The 22,356-nt window shown below is 66.3% G+C and carries 29 protein-coding genes; 17 read left to right on the top strand and 12 right to left on the bottom strand.

Annotated elements, in window-relative coordinates:
* Nucleotides 1–3: 3 nt before the first annotated feature.
* Nucleotides 4–612 (bottom strand): MlaC/ttg2D family ABC transporter substrate-binding protein, encoded by a 609-nt coding sequence (locus tag FGK63_RS12030; protein ID WP_138842531.1) that lies wholly within the window; start codon nt 610–612, stop codon nt 4–6.
* Nucleotides 602–1,417 (bottom strand): MlaA family lipoprotein, encoded by an 816-nt coding sequence (locus tag FGK63_RS12025; RefSeq protein WP_138842529.1) that lies wholly within the window; start codon nt 1,415–1,417, stop codon nt 602–604. Before FGK63_RS12025 ends, FGK63_RS12030 begins: the two co-directional genes overlap by 11 nt.
* A 316-nt stretch (nt 1,418–1,733) precedes the next feature.
* Between FGK63_RS12025 and FGK63_RS12020 the strand changes: the two genes are divergently transcribed.
* Genes FGK63_RS12020 through FGK63_RS12005 form a run of 4 tightly spaced genes read left to right on the top strand, consistent with a single transcriptional unit; the run spans nt 1,734 to nt 4,482 of the window.
* Nucleotides 1,734–2,192 (top strand): RidA family protein, encoded by a 459-nt coding sequence (locus tag FGK63_RS12020; RefSeq protein WP_138842527.1) that lies wholly within the window; start codon nt 1,734–1,736, stop codon nt 2,190–2,192.
* Complete coding sequence (locus tag FGK63_RS12015) at nt 2,189–2,959, top strand: glycerophosphodiester phosphodiesterase family protein (RefSeq protein ID WP_138842525.1); 771 nt, start codon at nt 2,189–2,191, stop codon at nt 2,957–2,959. Before FGK63_RS12020 ends, FGK63_RS12015 begins: the two co-directional genes overlap by 4 nt.
* A gap of 45 nt (nt 2,960–3,004) precedes the next feature.
* Entirely contained in the window at nt 3,005–4,192 is a 1,188-nt protein-coding gene (locus tag FGK63_RS12010; protein ID WP_138842523.1) for a GNAT family N-acetyltransferase, read from the top strand.
* The gene (locus tag FGK63_RS12005) at nt 4,189–4,482 is read left to right on the top strand and encodes a 4a-hydroxytetrahydrobiopterin dehydratase (RefSeq protein ID WP_138842521.1); all 294 of its coding nucleotides are present in this window, start codon (nt 4,189–4,191) and stop codon (nt 4,480–4,482) included. The genes FGK63_RS12010 and FGK63_RS12005 overlap by 4 nt, the downstream gene beginning before the upstream one ends.
* 25 nt (nt 4,483–4,507) lie before the next feature.
* Here FGK63_RS12005 and FGK63_RS12000 read toward each other — a convergent pair whose 3' ends face one another.
* From FGK63_RS12000 to FGK63_RS11990, 3 genes are all read right to left on the bottom strand, one after another.
* Nucleotides 4,508–4,855 carry an EF-hand domain-containing protein gene (locus tag FGK63_RS12000; RefSeq protein ID WP_138842519.1) on the bottom strand — a complete coding sequence of 116 codons (348 nt, stop codon included), beginning with the start codon at nt 4,853–4,855 and terminating at the stop codon, nt 4,508–4,510.
* Nucleotides 4,856–4,867: 12 nt separating this feature from the next.
* Nucleotides 4,868–5,113, bottom strand: a complete 246-nt coding sequence (locus FGK63_RS11995; RefSeq protein ID WP_138842517.1) for a glycine zipper 2TM domain-containing protein — start codon at nt 5,111–5,113, stop codon at nt 4,868–4,870.
* Nucleotides 5,114–5,233: 120 nt separating this feature from the next.
* Nucleotides 5,234–5,719 carry a peroxiredoxin gene (locus FGK63_RS11990; protein ID WP_138843339.1) on the bottom strand — a complete coding sequence of 162 codons (486 nt, stop codon included), beginning with the start codon at nt 5,717–5,719 and terminating at the stop codon, nt 5,234–5,236.
* A 100-nt stretch (nt 5,720–5,819) separates the two neighbouring features.
* Between FGK63_RS11990 and FGK63_RS11985 the strand changes: the two genes are divergently transcribed.
* The 3 genes from FGK63_RS11985 to FGK63_RS11975 are packed head-to-tail and all read left to right on the top strand — an operon-like array spanning nt 5,820 to nt 7,834.
* Nucleotides 5,820–7,031 carry an NAD(P)/FAD-dependent oxidoreductase gene (locus FGK63_RS11985; protein ID WP_138842515.1) on the top strand — a complete coding sequence of 404 codons (1,212 nt, stop codon included), beginning with the start codon at nt 5,820–5,822 and terminating at the stop codon, nt 7,029–7,031.
* Nucleotides 7,028–7,579, top strand: a complete 552-nt coding sequence (rsmD, locus tag FGK63_RS11980; protein WP_138842513.1) for a 16S rRNA (guanine(966)-N(2))-methyltransferase RsmD — start codon at nt 7,028–7,030, stop codon at nt 7,577–7,579. Before FGK63_RS11985 ends, rsmD begins: the two co-directional genes overlap by 4 nt.
* A gap of 60 nt (nt 7,580–7,639) precedes the next feature.
* Nucleotides 7,640–7,834 (top strand): hypothetical protein, encoded by a 195-nt coding sequence (locus FGK63_RS11975; RefSeq protein WP_138842511.1) that lies wholly within the window; start codon nt 7,640–7,642, stop codon nt 7,832–7,834.
* Here the strand turns inward: FGK63_RS11975 and map are convergent.
* Nucleotides 7,822–8,634, bottom strand: a complete 813-nt coding sequence (map, locus tag FGK63_RS11970) for a type I methionyl aminopeptidase (protein ID WP_138842509.1) — start codon at nt 8,632–8,634, stop codon at nt 7,822–7,824. The genes FGK63_RS11975 and map overlap by 13 nt on opposite strands.
* A 76-nt stretch (nt 8,635–8,710) precedes the next feature.
* Nucleotides 8,711–9,403, bottom strand: coding sequence for a DNA/RNA nuclease SfsA (sfsA, locus tag FGK63_RS11965; protein ID WP_138842507.1), 693 nt, complete (start codon nt 9,401–9,403; stop codon nt 8,711–8,713).
* 50 nt (nt 9,404–9,453) lie between these two features.
* Here sfsA and FGK63_RS11960 point away from each other — a divergent pair, with 50 nt between their 5' ends.
* From FGK63_RS11960 to FGK63_RS11930, 7 genes are all read left to right on the top strand, one after another.
* On the top strand, nt 9,454–10,176 hold the full coding sequence (locus FGK63_RS11960) for a competence/damage-inducible protein A (protein ID WP_138842505.1): 723 nt from the start codon (nt 9,454–9,456) through the stop codon (nt 10,174–10,176).
* The gene (locus tag FGK63_RS11955; protein WP_138842503.1) at nt 10,173–10,883 is read left to right on the top strand and encodes a GNAT family N-acetyltransferase; all 711 of its coding nucleotides are present in this window, start codon (nt 10,173–10,175) and stop codon (nt 10,881–10,883) included. Before FGK63_RS11960 ends, FGK63_RS11955 begins: the two co-directional genes overlap by 4 nt.
* Before the next feature lie 15 nt (nt 10,884–10,898).
* Entirely contained in the window at nt 10,899–11,471 is a 573-nt protein-coding gene (locus tag FGK63_RS11950; RefSeq protein ID WP_171052633.1) for a peroxidase-related enzyme, read from the top strand.
* Nucleotides 11,468–12,376 carry an OmpA family protein gene (locus FGK63_RS11945; RefSeq protein WP_138842501.1) on the top strand — a complete coding sequence of 303 codons (909 nt, stop codon included), beginning with the start codon at nt 11,468–11,470 and terminating at the stop codon, nt 12,374–12,376. The genes FGK63_RS11950 and FGK63_RS11945 overlap by 4 nt, the downstream gene beginning before the upstream one ends.
* 81 nt (nt 12,377–12,457) lie before the next feature.
* Nucleotides 12,458–13,144, top strand: coding sequence for a phosphatidylserine decarboxylase (locus tag FGK63_RS11940; RefSeq protein WP_138842499.1), 687 nt, complete (start codon nt 12,458–12,460; stop codon nt 13,142–13,144).
* Nucleotides 13,144–13,890, top strand: a complete 747-nt coding sequence (gene pssA, locus FGK63_RS11935; RefSeq protein ID WP_138842497.1) for a CDP-diacylglycerol--serine O-phosphatidyltransferase — start codon at nt 13,144–13,146, stop codon at nt 13,888–13,890. Before FGK63_RS11940 ends, pssA begins: the two co-directional genes overlap by 1 nt.
* Before the next feature lie 9 nt (nt 13,891–13,899).
* The gene (locus FGK63_RS11930; protein ID WP_138842495.1) at nt 13,900–14,523 is read left to right on the top strand and encodes a class I SAM-dependent methyltransferase; all 624 of its coding nucleotides are present in this window, start codon (nt 13,900–13,902) and stop codon (nt 14,521–14,523) included.
* Nucleotides 14,524–14,589: 66 nt separating this feature from the next.
* Here FGK63_RS11930 and FGK63_RS11925 read toward each other — a convergent pair whose 3' ends face one another.
* Nucleotides 14,590–15,495 carry a LysR family transcriptional regulator gene (locus tag FGK63_RS11925; protein WP_138842493.1) on the bottom strand — a complete coding sequence of 302 codons (906 nt, stop codon included), beginning with the start codon at nt 15,493–15,495 and terminating at the stop codon, nt 14,590–14,592.
* 228 nt (nt 15,496–15,723) lie between these two features.
* On the opposite strand from FGK63_RS11925, the gene FGK63_RS11920 reads away from it, so the two are divergent.
* Nucleotides 15,724–16,161 carry a DUF4399 domain-containing protein gene (locus FGK63_RS11920; protein ID WP_138842491.1) on the top strand — a complete coding sequence of 146 codons (438 nt, stop codon included), beginning with the start codon at nt 15,724–15,726 and terminating at the stop codon, nt 16,159–16,161.
* Between the two features lie 40 nt (nt 16,162–16,201).
* On the opposite strand, the gene FGK63_RS11915 is transcribed toward FGK63_RS11920, so the two are convergent.
* A complete protein-coding gene (locus tag FGK63_RS11915; protein WP_138842489.1) occupies nt 16,202–18,229 on the bottom strand; it encodes an NADPH-dependent 2,4-dienoyl-CoA reductase in 2,028 nt (675 codons plus the stop codon).
* A gap of 130 nt (nt 18,230–18,359) precedes the next feature.
* On the opposite strand from FGK63_RS11915, the gene FGK63_RS11910 reads away from it, so the two are divergent.
* Nucleotides 18,360–18,848, top strand: a complete 489-nt coding sequence (locus FGK63_RS11910) for an RNA pyrophosphohydrolase (RefSeq protein ID WP_138842487.1) — start codon at nt 18,360–18,362, stop codon at nt 18,846–18,848.
* Here the strand turns inward: FGK63_RS11910 and FGK63_RS11905 are convergent.
* The 3 genes from FGK63_RS11905 to nth form a co-directional block, all read right to left on the bottom strand.
* A complete protein-coding gene (locus tag FGK63_RS11905; protein ID WP_246044018.1) occupies nt 18,845–19,525 on the bottom strand; it encodes an NYN domain-containing protein in 681 nt (226 codons plus the stop codon). The two genes, FGK63_RS11910 and FGK63_RS11905, sit on opposite strands and share 4 nt — an antisense overlap.
* 106 nt (nt 19,526–19,631) lie before the next feature.
* Nucleotides 19,632–20,621, bottom strand: a complete 990-nt coding sequence (locus FGK63_RS11900; RefSeq protein ID WP_138842483.1) for an adenosine kinase — start codon at nt 20,619–20,621, stop codon at nt 19,632–19,634.
* Nucleotides 20,618–21,262: an endonuclease III gene (nth, locus tag FGK63_RS11895; RefSeq protein WP_138842481.1), complete on the bottom strand. Its 645-nt coding sequence runs from the start codon at nt 21,260–21,262 to the stop codon at nt 20,618–20,620. The genes FGK63_RS11900 and nth overlap by 4 nt, the downstream gene beginning before the upstream one ends.
* Nucleotides 21,263–21,430: 168 nt before the next feature.
* Between nth and FGK63_RS11890 the strand changes: the two genes are divergently transcribed.
* The gene (locus FGK63_RS11890) at nt 21,431–22,294 is read left to right on the top strand and encodes a methylated-DNA--[protein]-cysteine S-methyltransferase (RefSeq protein ID WP_138842479.1); all 864 of its coding nucleotides are present in this window, start codon (nt 21,431–21,433) and stop codon (nt 22,292–22,294) included.
* The last annotated feature ends 62 nt before the right edge of the window (nt 22,295–22,356 follow it).

The following is a 22,356-nucleotide window of genomic DNA, read 5'->3' as shown; positions in this document are numbered from 1 at the left end:
CGGTCAGCCGGTCCTGTTCAGATCCTGGATCAGCTGGTTCAGGTTGCCCTTGCGCGCGTCCAGCATGGCGCCGATCTCGGTGCGCTCGGTCAGCAGCATGTTCACGCCCTCGATGAACATGTTGTAGAACTTGTCCTTGCCGGACTTGTCCGACACCAGGAACGTCACTTCGAACGGCGCCTCGCCGCGCAGCTTGACGGTGCTGCGCACCTCGTAGCCGGCCTTGATCTTGCGGGCGCTCTTGACCGTGACCTGACCGCCGATGAACTCGCGGAACCGGCGGCCGTACTTGCGCGAGATATAGTGCTGGAAGGCGTTGGTGAACTGGCGCATCTGCGCCGGGCTGGCGCTGCGGGCATCCGCGCCCAGCGCATAGCGCGCCATGATCGGCACGTCGCCGTAGCGCACGAAGATCTGCTCGAAATCCTTCAGCATGGCGTTCTCGGACTTGCCCGAGTCGATCACCCGGTTGATGTCCGCCACCACGCTGTTGACCAGCTGCATCGCGGCCGCCTCGGTCAGCGCCAGGGCCGGCAGCGGTGCGGCGGCCAGGCTCATCCCCGCCAGGGCAGAGGTGACAAAGACGCGGCGGTTCATCGCATTACTCGGCATAGGGGTCCTCATACGGGTCTATATACGGGTCCGTCGTCGGGTCGGACCCGGTTTCGGCATAGGGATCGGTGTAGAGTTCTAGATAGGCCGCCTCGTCGTCTCCTGCCAGTTCAAAGCGGCGATTCTGCAGATAGATCAGACGCGCCTGCGCGTAACTGTCGGCGCTTTCGTAGAGAATCGAGTCGACCGTATCCGAATACCGGCCCCGGTCGCTCATCCTGCGGACGATCTCGGTGTAAAGCCCAAGGTTGTCGACGGGCCGGGTCGGCGCAAAATCGATCGGGTTGGTGAACAGGTTCACCACGACCCCGATCGCGTCGCGCGTGGTCGACGGCCCGTAGAGCGGCAGTTCGACATAGGCGCCCTCGCCGAAGCCCCAGACATGCAGGGTTTCGCCGAAATCGGTATCGACCGGCGGCACCCGGAAATCGCTGGCCGGGTCGGCAAGTCCGGCGAATCCGACCGTGGAATTGATGACGAAGCGGGCAAGCGCGTAACCCATTTCGCGCGGCTTGCCTTGCAGCAGATAGTCCACCGCCTGCCCGGGCAGCGAGATGTTCTCGGCGAAATGGTTGAAACTGGTCACCATCGGTTCCGGAATGACGCTGACATAACCCTTGGCCGCCGGGCGGAACAGCACCCTGTCCACACCCAGGTTGAACCGGTGAATCGACCGGTTGGTGCGCTCGTAGGGGTCGAAGATCTCGCCGCGAGCCGCGGTTTCCGGCGGTTGCGTCGCGCAGGCGGAAAGGGCCGCGAACGCGGCCAGTGCCAGGGATCTGACGAAGGACGAACTGGTCAACACTGGTCTCGATACTCCGTGGCAGCCGGGATTGGCGGCGCGGGCAGGTCAAACTGGAAAACCGTCGCGTACTCAATGCGAAGGGCGGATGGTTGCGGACACATACCCATTCCGTGGCGGAAATGAAACAGCCATGCGTGTAAACCGCGTTTCCGCCACAGGTAAAGGCACCGGCCCCGCGGACCGGCGGATGAGAGGGGAACCGCGCATTTCCCGGCCCGCCAACGGAAATGCGCCGGGAAATGCCGGTTTCCGTCTTTCCGGCACTCGCTTTCCCCGCTAGCGTCCGCGCGAACCCGAATTCTGGAGGACCAAGATCATGAGCATCACCGCAAAACTCGAAAGCCTCGGCGTGGCCCTGCCGGACGCACCGGCCCCGGCGGCCAATTACGTGCCCTTCGTGCGCGTGGGCGACATCGTCTACGTCTCGGGGCAGATCTCCAAGGACGACGGCGGCCTGATCACCGGCAAGCTGGGCGCCGACATGCAGGTCGAGGCCGGCGCGGCTGCGGCAAAGGTCTGCGCGATCAACCTGCTGGCGCAGGTCAAGGCGGCCTGCGACGGCGATATCGAACGGCTGGTGCGCGTCATCAAGCTGACCGGTTTCGTCAATTCGACCGCCGACTTCACCCAGCAGCCGCAGGTGATCAACGGCGCCTCCGATTTCCTGGTCGAGGCGCTGGGCGAGGCCGGCCGCCACGCGCGCTCGGCGGTCAGCGCCGCCGCCTTGCCGCTGGGCGTGGCGGTCGAGATCGAAGGCATCTTCGAGATCCGATGACCTCGCGCCTGCCGCCCGTCTTTTGCGAGCGCCCGATCGCGCATCGGGCGCTGCACGATGCCGCGCAGGGGCGGCCCGAGAACAGCCGCGCGGCGATCCGCGCCGCCATCGCGGGCGGCTACGGCATCGAGATCGACCTGCAACTGACCAGCGACGGGCAGGCCGTCGTCTTTCACGACTACGATCTTGGCCGCCTGACCGGCCGGTCCGGGCCGATCCGCCGGATCACCGCCGCCGAGGCGGCCGGGATCACCCTGCTGCACTCCGAAGCCGAGGGCATCCCGACCCTGTCCGAGGTGCTGGACCTGGTGGCCGGGCGGGCGCCGCTGCTGATCGAGGTCAAGGACCAGGACGGGGCGATGGGCCCCGATGTCGGCCCGCTGGAACAGGCCGCGACCCGCGCGCTCGACGGCTATGCGGGTCCGGTCGCGCTGATGTCCTTCAATCCCCACAGCGTCGCGGCGATCGCGCGCCTCGCCCCGGATCTGCCCCGCGGCCTGGTGACAAGCGCGTACAACCCCTTCGACTGGGCCTTGCCCGCCGCCGTCTGCGACCGGCTGCGCGAGATCCCCGATTTCGACCGGCTCGGCGCCGATTTCATCAGCCACGAGGCCGCCGACCTCGGCCGCCCGCGCGTGGCCGAGCTGAAGGCGCGCGGCGTGCCCATCCTGTGCTGGACGGTCCGCTCCGCCGCGCAGGAGGCCGAGGTCCGCAAGGTCGCCGACAACGTGACCTTCGAAAAGTATCTGGCCGCCCTTCCGGCTTGATCCCGGCGGGCGCGACCACAGATAGTGGTGAGGCGCGGAGGGCATATGGATCAGGCACAGATCGAAGTACGGGTTCTGGGATCGCTGTCCCAGATCGACGCGGACGACTGGGACGAATGCGCCTGCCCGGAAGCCGCCGATGGTGGCCGCCCGCTCGACCCGTTCACCACGCATCGCTTCCTGTCGGCGCTCGAGGACAGCGGCTCGGTCGGTCCCGGCACCGGCTGGCAGCCGCAATACCTGACCGCCTATCTGGACGGCATGCTGATCGCAGCCGCGCCGATGTACGCCAAGTCGCACAGCCAGGGCGAATACATCTTCGACCACAACTGGGCCCATGCCTATGAGCGCGCGGGCGGGCGTTACTATCCCAAGCTGCAGATTGCCGTGCCCTTCACCCCGGCCACCGGCCGCCGGTTCCTGGTCCGGCCCGGCTACGACGGCATCGGCATGTCGGCGCTGGTCCAGGGCGCGGTGCAGCTGGCGGCGGACAACCGCGTCTCGTCGCTGCACGCGACCTTCTGCACCGGGGCCGAGGCGGAGGCGGGCGAAAAGATGGGGCTGTTGTCCCGGACCTCGCAGCAGTTCCACTGGCTGAACGACCGATATGCGGATTTCGACGCCTTCCTCGCCGCCCTGTCGTCGCGCAAGCGCAAGAACATCCGCCGCGAGCGCGCCCAGGCCAACGCCTTCGGCGGCCAGATCCGCACGCTGACCGGCGCCGAGCTGCGCCCGGAACACTGGGACGCGTTCTGGACCTTCTACCAGGACACCGGCGCGCGCAAATGGGGCTCGCCCTACCTGACGCGCGGCTTTTTCGACATCGTGCACCAGACGATGGCCGATGACGTGGCGCTGGTGCTGGCCGGGCGCAACGGATACCCGGTGGCCGGCGCCCTGAACTTCATCGGCCGCGAGACGCTTTTCGGGCGCTATTGGGGCTGCGTCGAACATCACCCCTGCCTGCATTTCGAACTGTGCTATTATAGGGCGATCGACCTTGCCATCGCCCTGGGTCTGAAACGTGTCGAGGCCGGCGCGCAGGGCGAACACAAGCTGGCGCGCGGCTATCTGCCGACACGGACCCACAGCCTGCATTGGATCGGCGATCCGGGATTTTCGGATGCGGTAGCAAGATATCTTGAAGCGGAACGCGAAGCCGTGGGAGAAGAGATCGAGATACTGACCGAATATGGCCCGTTCAGAAAGTCGAATCCGGAGGAACAGCAATGACCGAACTTTTGTCCACCGAGGCCCGGGGACCGCTGCTGGACCCGTTGTTCAAGAACGGCTGGACCATGGTCGAGGACCGCGACGCGATCACCAAGACCTTCATCTTCGACAATTTCGTCGAGGCGTTCGGCTGGATGACCCGCGTCGCGATCTGGGCCGAGAAATGGGACCACCACCCGGAATGGTCCAACGTCTACCGCACCGTCGAGGTGGTGCTCTCCACCCATGACGTCGGCGGGCTGTCGGCGCTGGACGCCAAGCTGGCGCGCAAGATGGACGCCATGCTCTGACCCGGCCGCGCGCACCGGCTTCCGGTCAGTCGAGCTGGCCGTCGCCGTCCTGGTCCGCCGTCGCGAAATCCGCCGACATCTGGGCGCCGAACTCGTCGGGGGACAGCAGGCTGTCGCCGTTCCGGTCCATCGCCGAGAAATGCTTGATCTCGAAATAGGGCCGGGTTTCCGCCGCGGTCAGGGTGCCGTTCTTGTCCTCGTCCATGGCCTGGAACGCATAGTCCGAGAAGGCGTTGAACTCTTCCTTCGACAGGAACCCGTCGTTGTTCCTGTCGATGGCGTTCAGTTCGGCCTCGGTCATGCTGGCTTCGTCGGCCAGCGCCGCGGCGCCGGTCAGGCCCAGGATAACGCCAAGTGCTAGATTGGTTTTCATGACGACGACTCCCTAACAGGAATACCGGTTTCCGCCCGCGGCGCCCAATCCGGCGCCCACGGCGGTCAAGGCGGCGCGGCCCGAGCCGCCGCCGAACTGGTTACCGATGACCCCGCCGATGAGCGCGCCGCCGACGGTGCCGCTGAGGCAGGCGATCTCGTGCTGCCGCGCCGCCTGCGCCTGCGGCGTCGGTGCGGGCTCGCAGGCGGCAAGCAGCCCGGCTGCGGCGATGGTTGTCAAAATGAGCTTGGAATTCATGTCACCAACTCCTCACTGATCCCGTCAGTGTACCCGGGGATGGCGAACATGTCACAGCAGCTTGTGAAAAACCGCGAAATTGGCGGCGATTGGCCCCGGACCGGCCGGGGCCAGCAGGAGTCACATCGCTTCCAGCAGGGCTTCACCCGCGGATGTTTCGCAGGTTCCCGGGCTGTCTTCGACGTTCAGCGCGACGACCTTGCCGTCATCGACCAGCATCGCATAGCGTTTCGACCGCGCGATCAGCCCCGCAGGCGGCGCATCGAACTGCATCCCGATCGCGCCGGAAAAGGCGGACTGGGCGTCCGACAGCATGGTCAGGCCCGCCGATGCCGCGCCGGTGGCCTCGCCCCAGGCTTTCATCACGAAGGGGTCGTTGACCGACACACAGATGATTTCATCCACGCCCTTGGCGGCGAACTGGTCCTTGGTGCGAATGAAACTGGGCACATGCGCCGAATGGCAGGTCGGCGTGAACGCGCCGGGCACCGCAAAGATCACCACCTTGCGGCCGGACAGCTTCTTGGACAGTTCCACCTCTTCCGGGCCGTTCTCGGTCATCCGCAGCAGTTTTGCGTCCGGCAGCCTGTCTCCAACTGAAATCATCTTGTAGTTTCCTCTCTGTTCCATTTACGGATTGTCCCACACAAGGCATATAGCTGTGCCGGTGAAGGAAACCACGGTTTTTCGACGAGGCGGGAGGAACATGAGCCATATTGTCGTGATCGGTGCCGGGCAGGCGGGGTCGTCCCTGGTCGCCAGGCTTCGCAAGGACGGGTTCGAGGGCGACATCACCCTGATCGGGGCCGAGCCGGTACCGCCCTATCAGCGTCCGCCCTTGTCCAAGGCCTACCTGCTGGGCGAGATGGAGGTCGAGCGTCTGTACCTGCGGCCCGAAAGCTTCTACGCCGACCAGAACATCACCCTGCGCCTCGGAGAGCGGGTGACCGCCATCGACCCTGCCGCCAGGACCGTGGCGCTGGGCGACGAGGTGATTTCCTACGACCAGCTGGCTCTGACCACCGGATCGGACCCGCGCCGCCTGCCCGCCGCCATCGGCGGCGACCTGGCCGGCGTCCACGTGGTGCGCGATCTGGCGGACGTGGACGCGATGGCGCCCGGCGTGGCGCAGGGCGCGCGGGCGCTGATCGTCGGCGGCGGCTATATCGGGCTCGAGGCGGCGGCCGTCTGCGCCAAGCGCGGGGTCAAGGTGACGCTGGTGGAAATGGCCGACCGCATCCTGCAGCGCGTCGCCGCGCCCGAGACCAGCGACTATTTCCGCGCGCTGCACGCCAGCCACGGCGTCGACATCCGCGAGGGCGTGGGCCTCGACCGGCTCACCGGCGCGGGCGGCAAGGTCACCGGCGCGGTCCTCGGCGACGGCACCGGGCTTGACGTCGATTTCGTCGTGGTCGGCGTCGGCATCACCCCCTCCACGCGGCTGGCCGAAATGGCCGGGCTCGAGATCGAGAACGGCATCAGGACCGACGCGCAGGGCCGCACCTCGGACCCGGCGATCTGGGCCGCGGGCGATTGCGCCTCGTTCCCCTATCGCGGGCGGCGCATCCGGCTGGAAAGCGTGCCCAACGCCATCGACCAGGCGGAACTGGTGGCGCAGAACATGCTGGGAGCGGGCAAGGACTATGTCGCGCAACCGTGGTTCTGGTCGGATCAGTACGACGTCAAGCTGCAGATCGCCGGGCTGAACGCGGGCTATGACCGCGTGGTGACGCGCCGGGGCGAGGGGCAGACCATCTCGTTCTGGTACTACCGCGGCGACGAGTTGCTGGCCGTCGACGCGATGAACGATCCGCGCGCCTACATGGTCGGCAAACGCCTGATCGAAGCGGGCAAAACCGCCGACCCGGTGCTGGTGGCCGACCCGGACGCGGATCTGAAACCGCTGCTCAAGGCGTGAGGATCATCGCCGGAGAGTTCCGCGGCCGCGCCCTGGCCTCGGTCGGCAAGGGCGATGCGGGCGCGCATCTGCGCCCCACCACCGACCGGGTGCGCGAAAGCCTGTTCAACGTGCTGACCCACCAGATCGACTTCGACGGGCTGCGCGTGCTGGATCTCTTCGCCGGCACCGGCGCGCTGGGGCTCGAGGCGCTGTCGCGCGGCGCGGCGCATGTCACCTTCGTCGATGACGGCCGCGTGGCGCAGGGCCTGATCCGCAAGAACATCGACCTGACCCGCAGCGCCGGCCGCACCAGCCTGATCCGCCGCGACGCGACCCGGCTGGGCGAAAACCCCGGTGCGCCCTGCGACCTGATCTTCCTCGATCCGCCCTACGGCAAGGGGCTGGGCCAAAAGGCGCTGGCCGCCGCCCTTGCCGGGGGCTGGTTGGCCGACCACGCGCTGCTGGTCTGGGAGGAAAACGCGCCGATGGCCGCGCCCGAGGAGTTCGCGTTGCACGACTCGCGGAAATACGGCGACACCCATGTCTCGCTGATGCGGCGCAGCTGACCCGGCGGCCATCGAAAAGCCGTTTTGGACCGGCCGCGCCGGCGTGCTATCTTGCCGCCCATGGACCGAGCATGGACCGCCCCGCCCTGGGGCCTTGCGCAGGACGCCGAAACCGCGACCGGGCCGCCGCCCGAGCCGCTGCGCGCGCCGGTATTCATCCAGGACGCGGTCACGCCCTGGGGGCCGGACACCCTGCTGCTGGCGCTGTGGCGGGCGCAGCAGGACCGCGGCAAAGGCGGGGATCAGGACTCGTAGGTCGGGTGGAACTTGCCGCCGGGCGACAGGGTGAAGATCTCGACCCCGTTCGCCGTCACGCCCACTGAATGCTCGAACTGCGCCGACAGCGACTTGTCGCGGGTCACGGCGGTCCAGTCGTCGGCCAGCGTCTTGGTCTCGGGGCGGCCCAGGTTCACCATAGGTTCGATGGTGAAGAACATGCCCTCTTCCAGCTTCGCGCCGGTGCCCGGACGCCCGTAATGCAGCACGTTCGGCGGCGCGTGGAACACGCGGCCCAGCCCGTGGCCGCAGAAATCGCGCACGACGCTCATCCGGTGCGACTCGACGTAGGACTGGATGGCGTGGCCGATGTCGCCAAAGGTGTTACCCGGCCTGACCATCTCGATGCCCTTGAACAGCGCGTCATGGGTCACCTGGATCAGCCGCTCGGCCTTGCGCGGCAGCTTGCCCGCCACGTACATGCGGGACGAATCTCCGAACCAGCCATCGACGATCACGGTCACGTCGATGTTCAGGATGTCGCCGTCCTTCAGCCGCTTGTCGCCGGGAATGCCGTGGCAGACCACGTGATTGACCGAGATGCAGCTGGCGTGCTCGTAGCCCTTGTAGCCGATGGTGGCCGACTGGGCGCCCGCCTCCTCGACCATCCGGGTGATGATCTGGTCGATTTCGCCCGTGGTCTGACCGGGAAAGACATGCGCCGCGATGTCGTCGAGTATCCGCGCCGCGACGGCCCCTGCCGCGTGCATACCGGCAAAGTCGGCCTTTTCGTGGATGCGGATGCCGTCCTTGGTCAGGCGGCCACGATGTTCTTTCATCAACAATGGGCTCCAATTGTTGCGCGCGGCACCCTTCTTACGCTGCTTGTGCAGAAAGTGCCAGAGGGCGCGAGGATCAGAGGGTAGGTCCGATCCCAATCTCTTCAAGCGTGATTTGGGCCGAAAAGACCAAAGGTTCAACCCCTTTTGCTGCCGCCGCGTCAAATGCCGCCGCATAGGCCGGGTCGATATCGGCGGCCAGCGCGAAGCGGTCGCAATCGGTGCGCTGCACCAGGTACAGCAGGATCGCCCGGTGTCCCTGTTCCGCCATCGCCGCCAGTTCGCCCAGGTGCTTGGCGCCGCGCGCCGTCACGCTGTCGGGAAATTCGGCCAGGCCGGGCCGGCGCGACAGCGTCACGCTTTTCACCTCGACATAGGCATCCGGCAGGCCCGGCTGCGTCAGCAGGAAATCGATGCGGCTGTTCGCCCCGTATTTCACTTCCGCGCGCACCGTCCGGTACGCGGCCAGTTCCGCGATCTCGCCCCTCTCCAGCGCCGCCTTCAGCGCCTTGTTGGGAACCGAGGTGTCGACGCCGGTGAAGTGCCCGTTCTCGTGATCGACCAGCCGCCAGCCGAACTTCAGCTTCTTCTTCGGGTCGTCGTTCGGCTCCAGCCAGATTTTCATGTCCGGCTCGGCCAGCCCCATCATGCTGCCGGGATTGGCGCAATGGGCCGTCACCTCACGCCCGTCCTCCAGCCTGCAATCGGCGAGAAAGCGTTTGTAGCGGCGGATCAGGCGGGCCGGGACAAGAGGGGTTTGAAAGCGCATGGGTCCGGGCCTATACCTGCACCGTGGGTGGTTCAAGAGAAGAGGGCGCCATGGCCAATCCAACTGCGGCGATGCTGGTGATCGGGGACGAGATCCTGTCCGGCCGAACCCGCGACGCCAACATGCATTTCCTGGCCGGGGAACTGACCAAGCACGGCATCGACCTCAACGAGGCGCGCTTCGTCCGCGACGACGCCGCGGCGATCGAGGCGGCGGTCAAGGCGCTGTCACAGGCGTACGACCACGTCTTCACCAGCGGCGGCATCGGTCCCACCCATGACGACATCACCGCCGACGCCATCGCCCATGCCTTCGGCGTCGGCATCGGCGTCCGCGACGACGCCCGCGCCCTGCTCGAAGCGCATTACGAAAAGACCGGGCACGACCTCAACGCCGCCCGGCTGCGCATGGCGCGGATCCCGGACGTGGCGACGCTGATCGAAAACCCGGTCTCGGCGGCGCCCGGTTTCACGCTGGGCAACGTCCACGTGATGGCCGGCGTTCCCGCGATCTTCCAGGCGATGGTGGCCAGCGTGCTGCCGACGCTGACCGGCGGCGCGCCGCTGCTGTCGCAGACCCTGCGGGTCGAGCGCGGCGAGGGCGACATCGCCGAGACGCTGTCGCTGCTGGCCGAGGCCTTCGACGACCTGTCCATCGGCTGCTATCCGTTCCAGGTGAACGGCGTCTTCGGCGCCAATGTCGTGGTCCGCGGCGCGGACGGCGCCCGCGTGGACGCCGCGATCACCCGCCTCGCGAAGGAACTGGAGCTTTGAGCATCGACTGGGCGAAGGTGGTCGACGGCACCTGGCCCGCCGCGAGCTACCGGCGGCTGGGGCCGTTCCTGCTGCGCGAGGGGCGGGGCGGCGGCTCGCGCGTGTCCGCGGCCAGCCGGATGGGCGAGGTTTCGGGGGCCGACATCGACGCCGCCGAGACGGCGATGCTGGCGATGGGGCAAAAGCGGATCTTCTGCCTGCGCCCCGGCGACGAGGCGCTGGACGCGCAACTGGCCGAACGCGGCTACGACATCCTCGATCCCGTCAACATCTATGCCTGCCCGGCGGCGCAGCTGACCGACATCCCGATCCCGCGCGTCACCGTCTTCACCCTGTGGGAGCCGCTGGCGATCATGCGCGAGATCTGGGCGCAGGCCGGCATCGGGCCCGAGCGTCTGGCGGTGATGGACCGCGCCGCGGGGCCCAAGACCGGCCTCTTGCTGCGGCACCGGGACAAGCCCGGCGGCACCGGCTTCGCCGCCATCCACGACGGCGTCGCGATGGTGCACGCGCTGGAAATCCTGCCGCATCAGCAGCGCCAGGGCCTGGGCAAGTGGGCCATGCGCGGCGCGGCCTTTTGGGCGCTGGACAACGGGGCCCAGACCCTTAGCGTGATCTGCACCAAGGCGAATGACGGGGCCAACGCGCTCTACCGCTCGCTCGGCATGGAGATCGCCGGAGAGTATCACTATCGCCAGCTTGTCTGAGGAAGAGAGACGCACGTGACCGAACAGAACCGCCCCACCGCACTGGACCTGCCGATGGTGGACCCGCTGCCGCCCGAGACGCAGAAATATTTCGACATCTGCGTGGAAAAGCTCGGCATGGTGCCGAACGTGCTCAAGGCCAACGCCTTCGACATCGACAAGCTGAACGCCTTCACCGCCATGTACAACGACCTGATGCTGGCCCCCAGCGGCCTCAGCAAGCTGGAACGCGAGATGATCGCGGTGGTGGTGTCGTCGATCAACCGTTGCTTCTACTGCCTGGTGGCGCATGGCGCGGCGGTGCGGCAGCTGTCGGGCGATCCCAGGCTGGGCGAGATGCTGGTGATGAACTACCGCGTCGCGCCGCTGGACGCGCGCCAGCGCGCCATGCTGGACTTCGCCGCCAAGATGACCACCGCCAGCGCCGAGATCGAGGAACCCGATCGCCAGCGCCTGCGCGACGTGGGCTTCTCGGACCGCGACATCTGGGACATCGCCAACGTGGCCGGGTTCTTCAACATGTCGAACCGCGTGGCCAGCGCCACCGCCATGGTGCCCAACGACGAATACCACGCGCAGCACAGATGATCCGCGCACTTGCCTTCTGCGCCACGCTGGCGGCGGCCCCCCTCGCGGCGCAGGAGCTGGTGCTGCCCGAGGGCGCGCGGCAGCTGACCGAACGGATCAGCCCGCTGGACAGCTACGACCTGCCGACCGGCGTGTTCGCGGATGGCGCGGTGCCCTCGCGCACCCTCGAAGGCAAGGTCGAACGGTTCACCTGGCGGTTCCACGCCGGGGCGCGCACCACCCTGCAGATCCTGTCGCCGCTGCGCAAGCAGATCAAGGCGCAGGGCTACGACATCCTCCTCGATTGCGAGGCGCGCACATGCGGCGGCTTCGATTTCCGCTTTGGAACCGAGGTGGTGCCCAATCCGGACATGTATGTCGCGATCCACGACTACCGGTTCCTGTCTGCCGTGCGCGGCGACGAGGCGCTGAGCCTGCTGGTCAGCCGCAATCCCCCGGACGGCTACGTGCAGCTGATCCGGGTCTCTCCGCCCGGCAAGGAGCCCGAGCCGCCGCTGGTGGTGGCCAAGCCCGAGGTCAAGGTCGAAACCGAAGGGCTGCTCGAGGTGCTGCAGCGCGACGGCCGCGTCATTCTCGACGATCTCACCTTTGAAACCGGCGCCGACGCGCTGGGCGCGGGCCCCTTCGCGTCGCTGGCCAACCTGGCCCGGTTCCTCAAGGCCAACGCGCGGGTGCGGCTGGCGCTAGTCGGCCATACCGACGATGTCGGAACGCTCGAGGGCAACATCGCCCTCAGCCAGCGCCGCGCCGAGTCGGTGCGCGACCGGCTGATCGAGGTCCACGGCATCGACGGCGAACGGCTCGAAGCCGAGGGCGTGGGCTACCTCGCGCCGCTGACCTCGAACCTCAACCCCGAGGGGCGCGAACTGAACCGCAGGGTCGAGGCGGTGATGCTGGGCGGCTGACGCCCCGGCGCGGCGGGGCCTTGCGCCCGAACCCAATCCGTCTATGAGTGTGACGCAAGTCGTCCAACGGAGAAGCTCGCGATGCGAATGCGCGATACGTTCATCAAGCCGATGCATCGTGAAGGCATCAAGTTCGTCGCGGCCTTCGCCGCGATCACCCTCCTGCTGTTCCTGCTGTGGGAGCCGTTGGGCTGGATCGGCCTCGGCCTGACGGTCTGGTGCTACTATTTCTTCCGCGACCCGGAACGCGTCACGCCCGCGCGCAAGGGCGTGATCGTCAGCCCGGCGGACGGGATCGTGTCGCTGATCGAACCGGCGGTTCCCCCGAAAGAGCTGGGGATGCCGGACGAGCCGCTGACCCGCGTCAGCGTCTTCATGAGCGTGTTCAACTGCCACGTGAACCGCGCGCCGATCGCGGGCGAGATCACGGCCGTCGCCTACCGGCCCGGCAAGTTCTTCAACGCCTCGCTCGACAAGGCCAGCGCCGACAACGAGCGCAACAGCCTGCGCATCCAGATGGCGGACGGGCGCGACCTCGCCGTGGTGCAGATCGCGGGGCTGGTGGCCAGGCGCATCGTCTGTTTCGTGAAACCCGGCGCCATGATGCGCACCGGCGAGCGGTTCGGCCTGATCCGGTTCGGCTCGCGCCTCGACGTCTACCTGCCCGACGGCGTGAATCCGCTGGTCAGCGTCGGGCAGACGATGGTCGCCGGTGAAACCGTGATCGCCCAGCTCGACGCGACCGCCGGAGGCCAGGAGCCCGACTGATGGCGGACCCCGCAGACAAGCCCCAGGCCGAGTTCTCGCTGATCCAGCTGCTGCCGAACATGCTGACCATCACCGCCATCTGCGCGGGCATGTCGGCCATCCGGTTCGGGGTGCAGGGCAACTACACGCTGGCGGTGCAGCTCATCGTGGCGGCCTGCGTGCTGGACGGGCTGGACGGGCGCATCGCGCGGCTGCTCAAGAGCTCCAGCAAGATGGGGGCCGAGCTGGATTCGCTGGCCGATTTCCTGAATTTCGGGGTGGCGCCGCCGCTCATCGTCTATTTCTGGGCGCTGCAGGACATCCGCAGCCTGGCCTGGCTGTCGGTCCTGATCTACGCGGTCTGCTGCGTCATGCGGCTGGCCCGGTTCAACGTGACCAGCAAATCCGAGGAGCCGGGCAAGGACAGCGCCTATTTCGCCGGTGTGCCGTCGCCGGCGGGGGCGCTGCTGGTGATGCTGCCGATGTACCTGTCCTTCGCCTTCTCGGACTGGCCGCAGGTGCCCGGCATCGCCATCTGCGTCTACATGGTGCTGATCGGCCTGCTGATGATCAGCACGATTCCGACCTGGTCCTTCAAGACCACCAGGATCTCGCGCGCGAACGTCAAATATTTCCTGATCGGGGTCGCCTTCGCCGGTGCCGCGGTGCTGACATTTGCATGGACCACCCTGATCGCGCTATGCCTCGGCTACGCCGTCATGGTGATCTGGGCCTGGTTTCACAAAAAGTTTTCTTCGACGCATTAAGGGAAAGACATGGACATCAACGCCGTTCAATCCTCTTACGCCCGCTGGGCGCCCGTCTACGACAAGACCTTCGGGGTGATCACCGACGCCGGCAGGCGGCGGGCGGTCGACTACATCAACACCCGTACGGGATCGGTTCTCGAGGTCGGCGTCGGCACCGGCCTGTCGCTCGAGCATTACCATCCCGAACTGAGCGTGACCGGGATCGATTTCAGCGAGGACATGCTGGGCAAGGCCCGCAAACGGGTGCGGGAACGGAACCTGCGCCACGTCACCGAGTTGCGGCAGATGGATGCCCGCAGCCTCGATTTCCCCGACAACCACTTCGACACGATCGCGGCGATGCACGTCCTCTCGGTGGTGCCCGAGCCGGAAACGGTGATGGCCGAGATCGCGCGGGTCTGCAAACCCGGCGGCAAGGTGGTGATCACCAACCATTTCGTCCGCTCGCAGGGCCTGCTGGCGGCGCTGGGCAAGGGCTTCGCCCCGCTGGCCAACTTCATCGGCTGGCACTCGGATTTCGAGATCGAAACCGTCCTGCGGGAAAAGCAGCTGGTCGTGGAAGAACGCGAGCTGCTGCCGCCGATCCGGATGATGACCTTCCTGGTGCTGGCCAAGAAACCGGCGCAGTAACGCCCCGGCCGGCGGCAAAAAAAACCCGCGCCGGGCGCGGGTTTCAAGAGTTGCCGGAGGGAAAAATCACCAGTCCATCGGGCCTTTCTCGTTGAAGGCCTCGACAAGGAAATCGATGAACGCCCGCACTTTCGGCTGCGTGAACCGGCCCGGCGGGTAGACCGCGTAGATGCCCTGCACCTCGTCGGGCAGCGACGGCATCGCATCCTCGACCAGCCCGCGTTTCATCGCATCCGCATAGAGGTAGCTGGGCAGATACGCGATCCCCAGCCCCGAAATCGCCGCGTTCAGCAGCGACTGGCCGTCATTGACGCTCAGCCAGCCCGCCGTGCGCACCTGCCGCTTTTCGCCCGACGGCGCGGTCAGTTTCCACACGTTGCCCGAGGACTGGCTGGAATAATGCAGCAGCTTGTGTTCGTTCAGCTCGTCGATCTTCTGCGGCCGCCCGAACTTCTCGATGTATTTCGGGGACGCCACCATCCGCTTGACGGTCTCGGTCAGCTTGCGCGCGCGCAGGGTGCTGTCCTCAAGCTCGCCGATCCGCACCGCCACGTCGAAGCCTTCCGAGATCAGTTCGACATAGCGGTTGTTCAGCACCATGTTCACGGTGATGTCCGGGTAGTTGGACAGGAAATTCGACAGGACCGGCGACAGGTGGTTGACGCCGAAATCGGTGGCGACGCTGATCCGCAGCAGCCCCGAGGGGGCGGATTGCATCGACGTGACCAGCGCGTCCGCCTCGCCGGCGTCGTTCAGCACCCGGCGGGCGCGGTCGTAATAGGCCAGCCCGATCTCGGTCGGCGACACCCGGCGCGTCGTCCGGTTCAGCAGCCGCGCGCCCAGCCGCGCCTCCAGGCTGGAGACGTGCTTCGAGACCGCCGACTTGGAAATGCCCATCTTCTTGGCAGCATCCGTGAAGCCGCCCTGATCCACCACGTTGGCGAAGGCTTCCATTTCGGTGAGTCGGTCCATAGTGCGGTCCTCGGTATTCGCTGCGTTGCTTATACATGTCGCTTTGAATCTGGGCGAGATCGGGGCGCGGATGGGATAATATCAGGGATTCAGCGGGGATCGTTTGCGCATGGGAAACGTGGAAACAATGGTCCCGGCAGGCGCACATAGCTGATTTTGCCGGGATTGATCGGCTTTGTCGTGGCTTTGAGTTATGCTGAGAATGGCAATTCTGTGTCAAGGGAGGACATGATGAGACTGCTTGCTGCTTTTTTCGCCTTCTGCCTGGTGGCCGCGCCGGTCCTGGCGGGCGGCGAGACTCCGGCCAGCGCCGACGCCAAGGTCTATTTCGTCAACCTCGCGGACGGCGACACCGTGTCATCGCCGGTGACCGTCGTCTTCGGGCTGTCCGGCATGGGCGTCGCCCCGGCCGGCACCGAAAAAGAGAAAACCGGCCACCACCATCTGCTGATCGACCGCCCGCCTTTCGGCGAGGGCAATCCCGAGGAACTGTCCACCGGGTTGCCGTCGGACGAGAACCACATGCATTTCGGCGGCGGTCAGACCGAGGTGACGCTGGAACTCGCGCCGGGGCCGCACACGCTGCAACTGGTGCTGGGCGACATGGGCCATGTTCCCCATGCCACGCCCGTCGTCTCCGAGGTGATCACGATCAACGTCGAATAGGCATCCCCGGCGGCTGCGCCCGGGATGCCGCATGGCGCGGTCACAGCGCCGCCGCCAGCCGCGTTCCCTGGTTGATCGCGCGTTTCGCGTCCAGTTCGGCGGCCACGTCCGCGCCGCCGATCACGTGCGGCGCGCGGCCCATTTCGATCAGCGCATCGGCCAGCGAGCGTTCCGGTTCCTGCCCGGCGCAGAGCACGATCGTCTCGGCGGCGATCACGCCGGGGTTGGCGCGCTCGTCCCCATACGAGATGTGCAGGCCCTCGTCGTCGATGCGCTCATAGTTCACGCCGCCGACGAAATTCACCCCCTTCATCTTCAGCGTCGCCCGGTGGATCCAGCCTGTGGTCTTGCCCAGCCCCTTGCCATGCGCCTGTTTCTTGCGCTGCAGCAGCGTGACCTCGCGCGCCGGCGCCTCGGGCTGCGGGCCTTCGGGCGCGAGGCCCGAACGGTGCTCCGCCGGATCCGCGACGCCCCATTCCTTCATCCACAGCGGCAGGTCCTCGGTCGGGCTCTCGCCCGCGTGCAGCAGGTATTCTGACACGTCAAAGCCGATGCCGCCGGCGCCGACCACCGCCACCGACTTGCCCACCGGCGCCTTGCCGCGCAGCACGTCGATGTAGTTCAGGACGTTGCCGCGCTGCTGCCCCGGGATACCCGGATCACGGGCGCTGACGCCGGTCGCGATCACCACCTCGTCGAACCCGGACAGGTCCCCGGCGCCGACCTCGCGGCCCAGTTCCACCTTGACCCCCAGATCGGCGATCATGGCGCGGTACCAGTCCACCAGCCCCCAGAACTCCTCCTTGCCGGGGATCTGCTTGGCCATGTTGAGCTGCCCGCCGATCTCGTCGGCCTTGTCGAACAGCGTCACCGAATGGCCGCGCTGGGCCGCGGTCATCGCGGTCGCCAGCCCCGCCGGACCCGCGCCGACGACGGCGACGGTCTTGGGCGCTTCGGTCCTTTCGATCACCAGTTCCGTCTCGTGGCAGGCGCGCGGGTTGACCAGGCACGAGGTCAGCTTGCCGCCGAAGGTGTGATCCAGGCAGGCCTGGTTGCAGGCGATGCAGGGCGCGATCTGCGCCGCCTTGCCCGCGATGGCCTTGGCGACGAAATCCGCATCGGCCAGCATCGGCCGGGCCAGCGACACCATGTCGGCGCAACCCTCGGCCAGCACCTGCTCGGCCACCTCGGGCGTGTTGATCCGGTTCGAGGTGATCACCGGGATGCCGACCTTGCCCATCAGCTTCTTCGTCACCCAGGCGAAGGCCGCCCGCGGCACGGAGGTGGCGATCGTCGGGATCCGCGCCTCGTGCCAGCCGATGCCGGTGTTCAGGATCGTGGCCCCCGCCTTTTCGATCTCACGCGCCAGCTGCACCACCTCGTCATGGGTCGAGCCATTGGGCACCAGGTCGATCATGCTGAGCCTGTAGATGATGATGAACTCGCGCCCCACCGCCTCGCGGGTGCGGCGCACCACCTCGATCGGCAGCCGCATCCGGTTCTCATAGGATCCGCCCCAGCGGTCGGTGCGCTTGTTGGTGTGGGTCACCAGGAACTGGTTCAGGAAATACCCCTCGCTCCCCATGATCTCGACGCCGTCATACCCGGCCTCCTGCGCCAGCACCGCGGCGCGCACGATGTCGCTGATCTGCTTTTCGATCCCGTCCTCGTCCAGCTCGGTCGGCGGAAACGGCGAGATCGGCGACTTGACCGGGCTCGGTGCCACGCATTTCGGCCCGTAGGCATAGCGCCCCGCATGCAGGATCTGCATCGCGATCTTGCCGCCCGCCTCGTGCACCCTTTGCGTCACCACCGCATGGTTGGCCACGTCCCTTTCGTTGGTCATCATCGCCGCGCCCGGCAGCACCGATCCCTCCAAGTTCGGCCCGATGCCGCCCGTCACCATCAGCGCCACGCCGCCGCGCGCGCGGGCTGCGTAGAACTCGGCCACCCGGTTCCAGTCGCCGGTTTCCTCCAGCCCCGTGTGCATCGAGCCCATCAGGACGCGGTTCTTGAGTGTGGTGAAGCCCAGGTCGAGCGGGGCCAGCATATGCGGGTAGGCGGTCATGCAATTCTCCCTCCGGATTTGCGCCGCAAGATTGCCGCCGCACCCCGCCCTGTCACGCGAAACCCCGCGTCATGCCTTTTCTGCCGTTACGTCGCTTGCTACCAAGGGCCGAACCAGACAGGAGCCCGCGATGACGCCGGACGAGATCGCCAAACTGCCCTACCGCCCCTGCGTCGGGCTGATGCTGATGAACGACCGGGGCCAGATCTTCGTCGGCCAGCGCAACGACCGGTTCGAGGACGCCTGGCAGATGCCCCAGGGCGGGGTGGACAAGGGCGAAGACCCCCGCACCGCCGCCCTGCGCGAGCTGCAGGAAGAGATCGGGGTGACCCCCGACCTGGTCCGGATCGTGGCCGAGACCGAGGGCTGGCTGCCCTACGACCTGCCGCACGACATCGTCCCCCACATCTGGAAGGGCCGGTTCCGCGGCCAGCAGCAGAAATGGTATCTGATGCGCTTCCTGGGCCGCGACGACCAGATCGACATTGAGACCGCCCACCCCGAATTCACCCGCTGGAAATGGCAGGACCCCGACCGCCTGATATCCGAGATCGTGCCGTTCAAGCGGGAGGTCTACGAGCAGGTGATGCAGGCCTTCGAGGGGTATTTGGGGGGCTAACTAACATCCAGCAAATCGCTGCAGGCGAACCCTTCTGGCTTGAAGCGAACCATTGCTTCGGGCCCTTTCGGATCGAGATCAAAAAGCGCAGGGCGCGCGAGTAAATATGCACGCCAAGTGCCTTCGGGGAGCGTACTGATACGAATGCCGAACTGCTGATGCATTTTGGGGGCAAGAGAGGCAATTTTCATGCCCGCGCCATTTTTGCTGTGAATGGCGATTACGGATCGGATCTGACGGTCCAGCTTCGAACAATTGGGCCGAGGAACTGCCTTCGGCTTGACCGGCTCGTTTTCACCAAGCTCGACAAACTCCGCGCAATTCGCCCGGATCGAGTGGGGGGCCTTGGCCTCGCCGATTCCGATCGTCATCCGTCCCAATTCGCGCAAACGCTGAACGAGGTGGGAAAAGTCACCATCCGAACTGGCGACCACGAATACGTCGAACGCGCGCGTGAACGCGATCTCCATCGCGTCAATGGCCAGCAGCAGATCGGCAGCATTTTTTCCGGTGCCGGCGTGAACGGTTCGGTAACCAACTACCTTGTGCCACCCGTTGCCTTTTTGAGCGTCAAAATAGATTCGCGCCGTGTCTATTCGCCCGTATCGCTCAGATATCTCTAGGATTCTGTTTCCGTGATCCGCGCTAACGTTGTCACCATCAACCAGCACCGCCACCCTAGATGTCATGCGTACTCCAATCACCAATCTGCAATTCAAACTGGGTATTGTTGCAATCGGGCGAAAATTTGACGCTACATAGAGAAGCGCTTGGTGCGGTTCCTCAAACCAACCCTTCCTCCCTCAACACCTCCAACATATTGACCTCCGGCCGCGGCCCAAGGTGCCCGATCACCTCCCGCGCGCAGGCGTTGCCGATGCGGGCGCAGGTTTCCAGGTCGCGGCCCGTGGCCATGCCGAACAGGAAGCCGGCGGCGAACTGGTCGCCGGCGCCGGTGGCGTCCACCGGCACCACCTTTTCCACCGGCACGTCGACGCGGCCTTCGCCGTTCAGCACCGTCACCCCGTCGCCCGAGCGGGTGCAGACCACCAGCGGGCAGATCGCCGCCGTGCGCCGCAGCGCCTCCTCCAGGTCTTCTGTCTGGAACAGCGAGCGGATCTCGGCCTCGTTGCCGATCACGAAATCCAGCTCGTTCTCGATCAGCGACAGGAAATCGGCCCGGTGCCGTTCCACGCAGAACGGGTCGGAAATGGCGATGCCGGTCTTGCCGCCGCCCTCGCGGCAGTCGCGCGCCGCCTCCAGGAAGGCCGATTTGCCCTTGTCCTTGTCGAACAGGTAGCCTTCCAGGAACATGATCTGGCTGTTGCCCGCCACCTCTTTCGGCACGTCCACCGAACTCAGTTCCGACGAGATGCCCAGGTAGGTGTTCATCGACCGCTCGCCGTCCGGCGACACGAAGATCATCGAGCGCGAGGTCGGCAGCTCGCCCCCCGCCACCGGCGGGTTGACGAAATCCACCCCGTCCTCGTTCATCGCGTCGGCGTAGAAATGCCCCAGCCGGTCGTCATGCACCCGCCCGATGAAGGCCGCGTCCAGCCCCAGCGCGCCCGCGCCTGCGATGGTGTTGGCCACCGACCCGCCCGGCGTCTGCACCCGGTTGCGCATCGAGCCGTAAAGCAGTTCGGCGCGCTCGCGCTCGATCAGCTGCATGATGCCCTTCTCGATGTCCATCATCTCGAGGAAATCGTCGTCGCAGGTGCTGATGACATCGACGACGGCATTGCCGATGCCGACAAGCTGGTAGGTCTTCATAGGTTCTTGTCCTCGTATTGGCACAGGTCGCGGATGATGCAGGTGCCGCACATGGGCTTGCGCGCCTTGCAGTGATAGCGGCCGTGCAGGATCAGCCAGTGATGGGCGTGCAGGTGGAACTCGACGGGCACGTTGTCCTCGATGGCGCGCTCGACCGCGTCCACGTCCTTGCCGGGGCAGATGCCGGTGCGGTTGCCGACGCGGAAGATGTGGGTATCCACCGCCTGCGCCGGATGCCGCCACCACATGTTCAGCACCACGTTGGCGGTCTTGCGCCCGACCCCCGGCAGCGATTGCAGCGCCGCGCGGGAATTGGGCACCTCGCCGCCGTAATCCTCGACCAGGATGCGGCTCAGCTTGATCACGTTCTTGGCCTTCTGGCGGAACAGGCCGATGGTCTTGATGTGCTCGGTCAACGCCTCTTCGCCGAGATCCAGCATCTTCTGCGGCGTGTCCGCGATCCGGAACAGCGCGCGGGTGGCCTTGTTGACGCCGGCATCGGTCGCCTGCGCCGACAGCGCCACGGCGACGACCAGCGTATAGGCGTTCACATGCTCCAGCTCGCCCTTGGGTTCGGGGTCATGGGCCTGGAAGCGGGTGAAGATCTCGCGGATCGTGTGATAGTCGAGTTGCTTTGCCATCCGCGCCTTAATGCCGACCGGCACGGCCCCGCACAAGCCCAAAGAACGGGTTCCGGCAGGCTGTACAAAACGGAAGACGGGGGTCCGGCGACACGTACAATTCAGCAGGTTCCGGGTCGCGAGGGGCTCGAAACGGGTTTAGTGTGGATGTCGGAAAAGAGGTGAGCCATGAACGTCCAGACCACGGATAACAGCTATCACTACGGCGTCATGCGCCGCGCCATCGACCTGATCGACCAGGGCGGCGAGGCCCTGCCGCTCGAGGAACTGGCCCGCCGCATGGACATGAGCCCCGCGCATTTCCAGCGCCTGTTCTCGCGCTGGACCGGCGTTTCCCCCAAGAAATACCAGCAATATCTGACGCTTGGTCACGCCAAGGCGCTGCTGCACGAGCGTTTCACCACGCTCGAGACGGCGCATGGCGTCGGCCTGTCCGGCAGCGGCCGCCTGCACGATCTGTTTCTTCGCTGGGAGGCGATGAGCCCCGGCGAATACGCCCGCAGGGGCGACGGCCTGCGGATCTACTGGGGCTGGTTCGAAAGCCCCTTCGGCCCGGCCCTCGTGATGGGAACCGACAAGGGAATCTGCGGCATCGGCTTCGCCTCGGAAACCGGCGAAGCGGCCGCGATGGAGGACTTGGTGTCGCGCTGGCCCAAGGCGGATTACATCGAAGACCCGATGCGCCTGCGCCCCTGGGTTCTCAGTGCCTTTGGCGCCTCGAGCGATCGGTTGGAGCCGACGCCGCTCTACCTCATCGGCGCGCCCCTGCAGATCAAGGTCTGGGAGGCATTGCTGCGCATCCCCACGGGCCATGTCACGACCTATTCCGAGATCGCCCAGACGGTCGGCGCGCCGCAGGCGGTGCGGGCCGTCGGCACGGCGGTCGGGCGCAACCCGATAAGCTGGCTGATCCCCTGCCACCGCGCGCTGCGCAAGTCGGGCGGCTTGGGCGGATATCACTGGGGCCTGCCGGTCAAGCGCGCCATGCTTGCCTTCGAGGCCGCGCAGTCGGATGCTCTTTCAGGCAAGTGACACGCTGAAAAACCGTTTGGCTTGGCGGGGAATCGCCGATCTCACCGCTTTGTTGCTTGAGC

The sequence above is a fragment of the Ruegeria sediminis genome, assembly GCF_005938215.1.
Lineage (GTDB): Bacteria > Pseudomonadota > Alphaproteobacteria > Rhodobacterales > Rhodobacteraceae > Ruegeria > Ruegeria sediminis.
The sequence above is the reverse complement of the archived record's forward strand: the minus strand, read 5'-3'. Positions and strand labels throughout refer to the sequence as shown.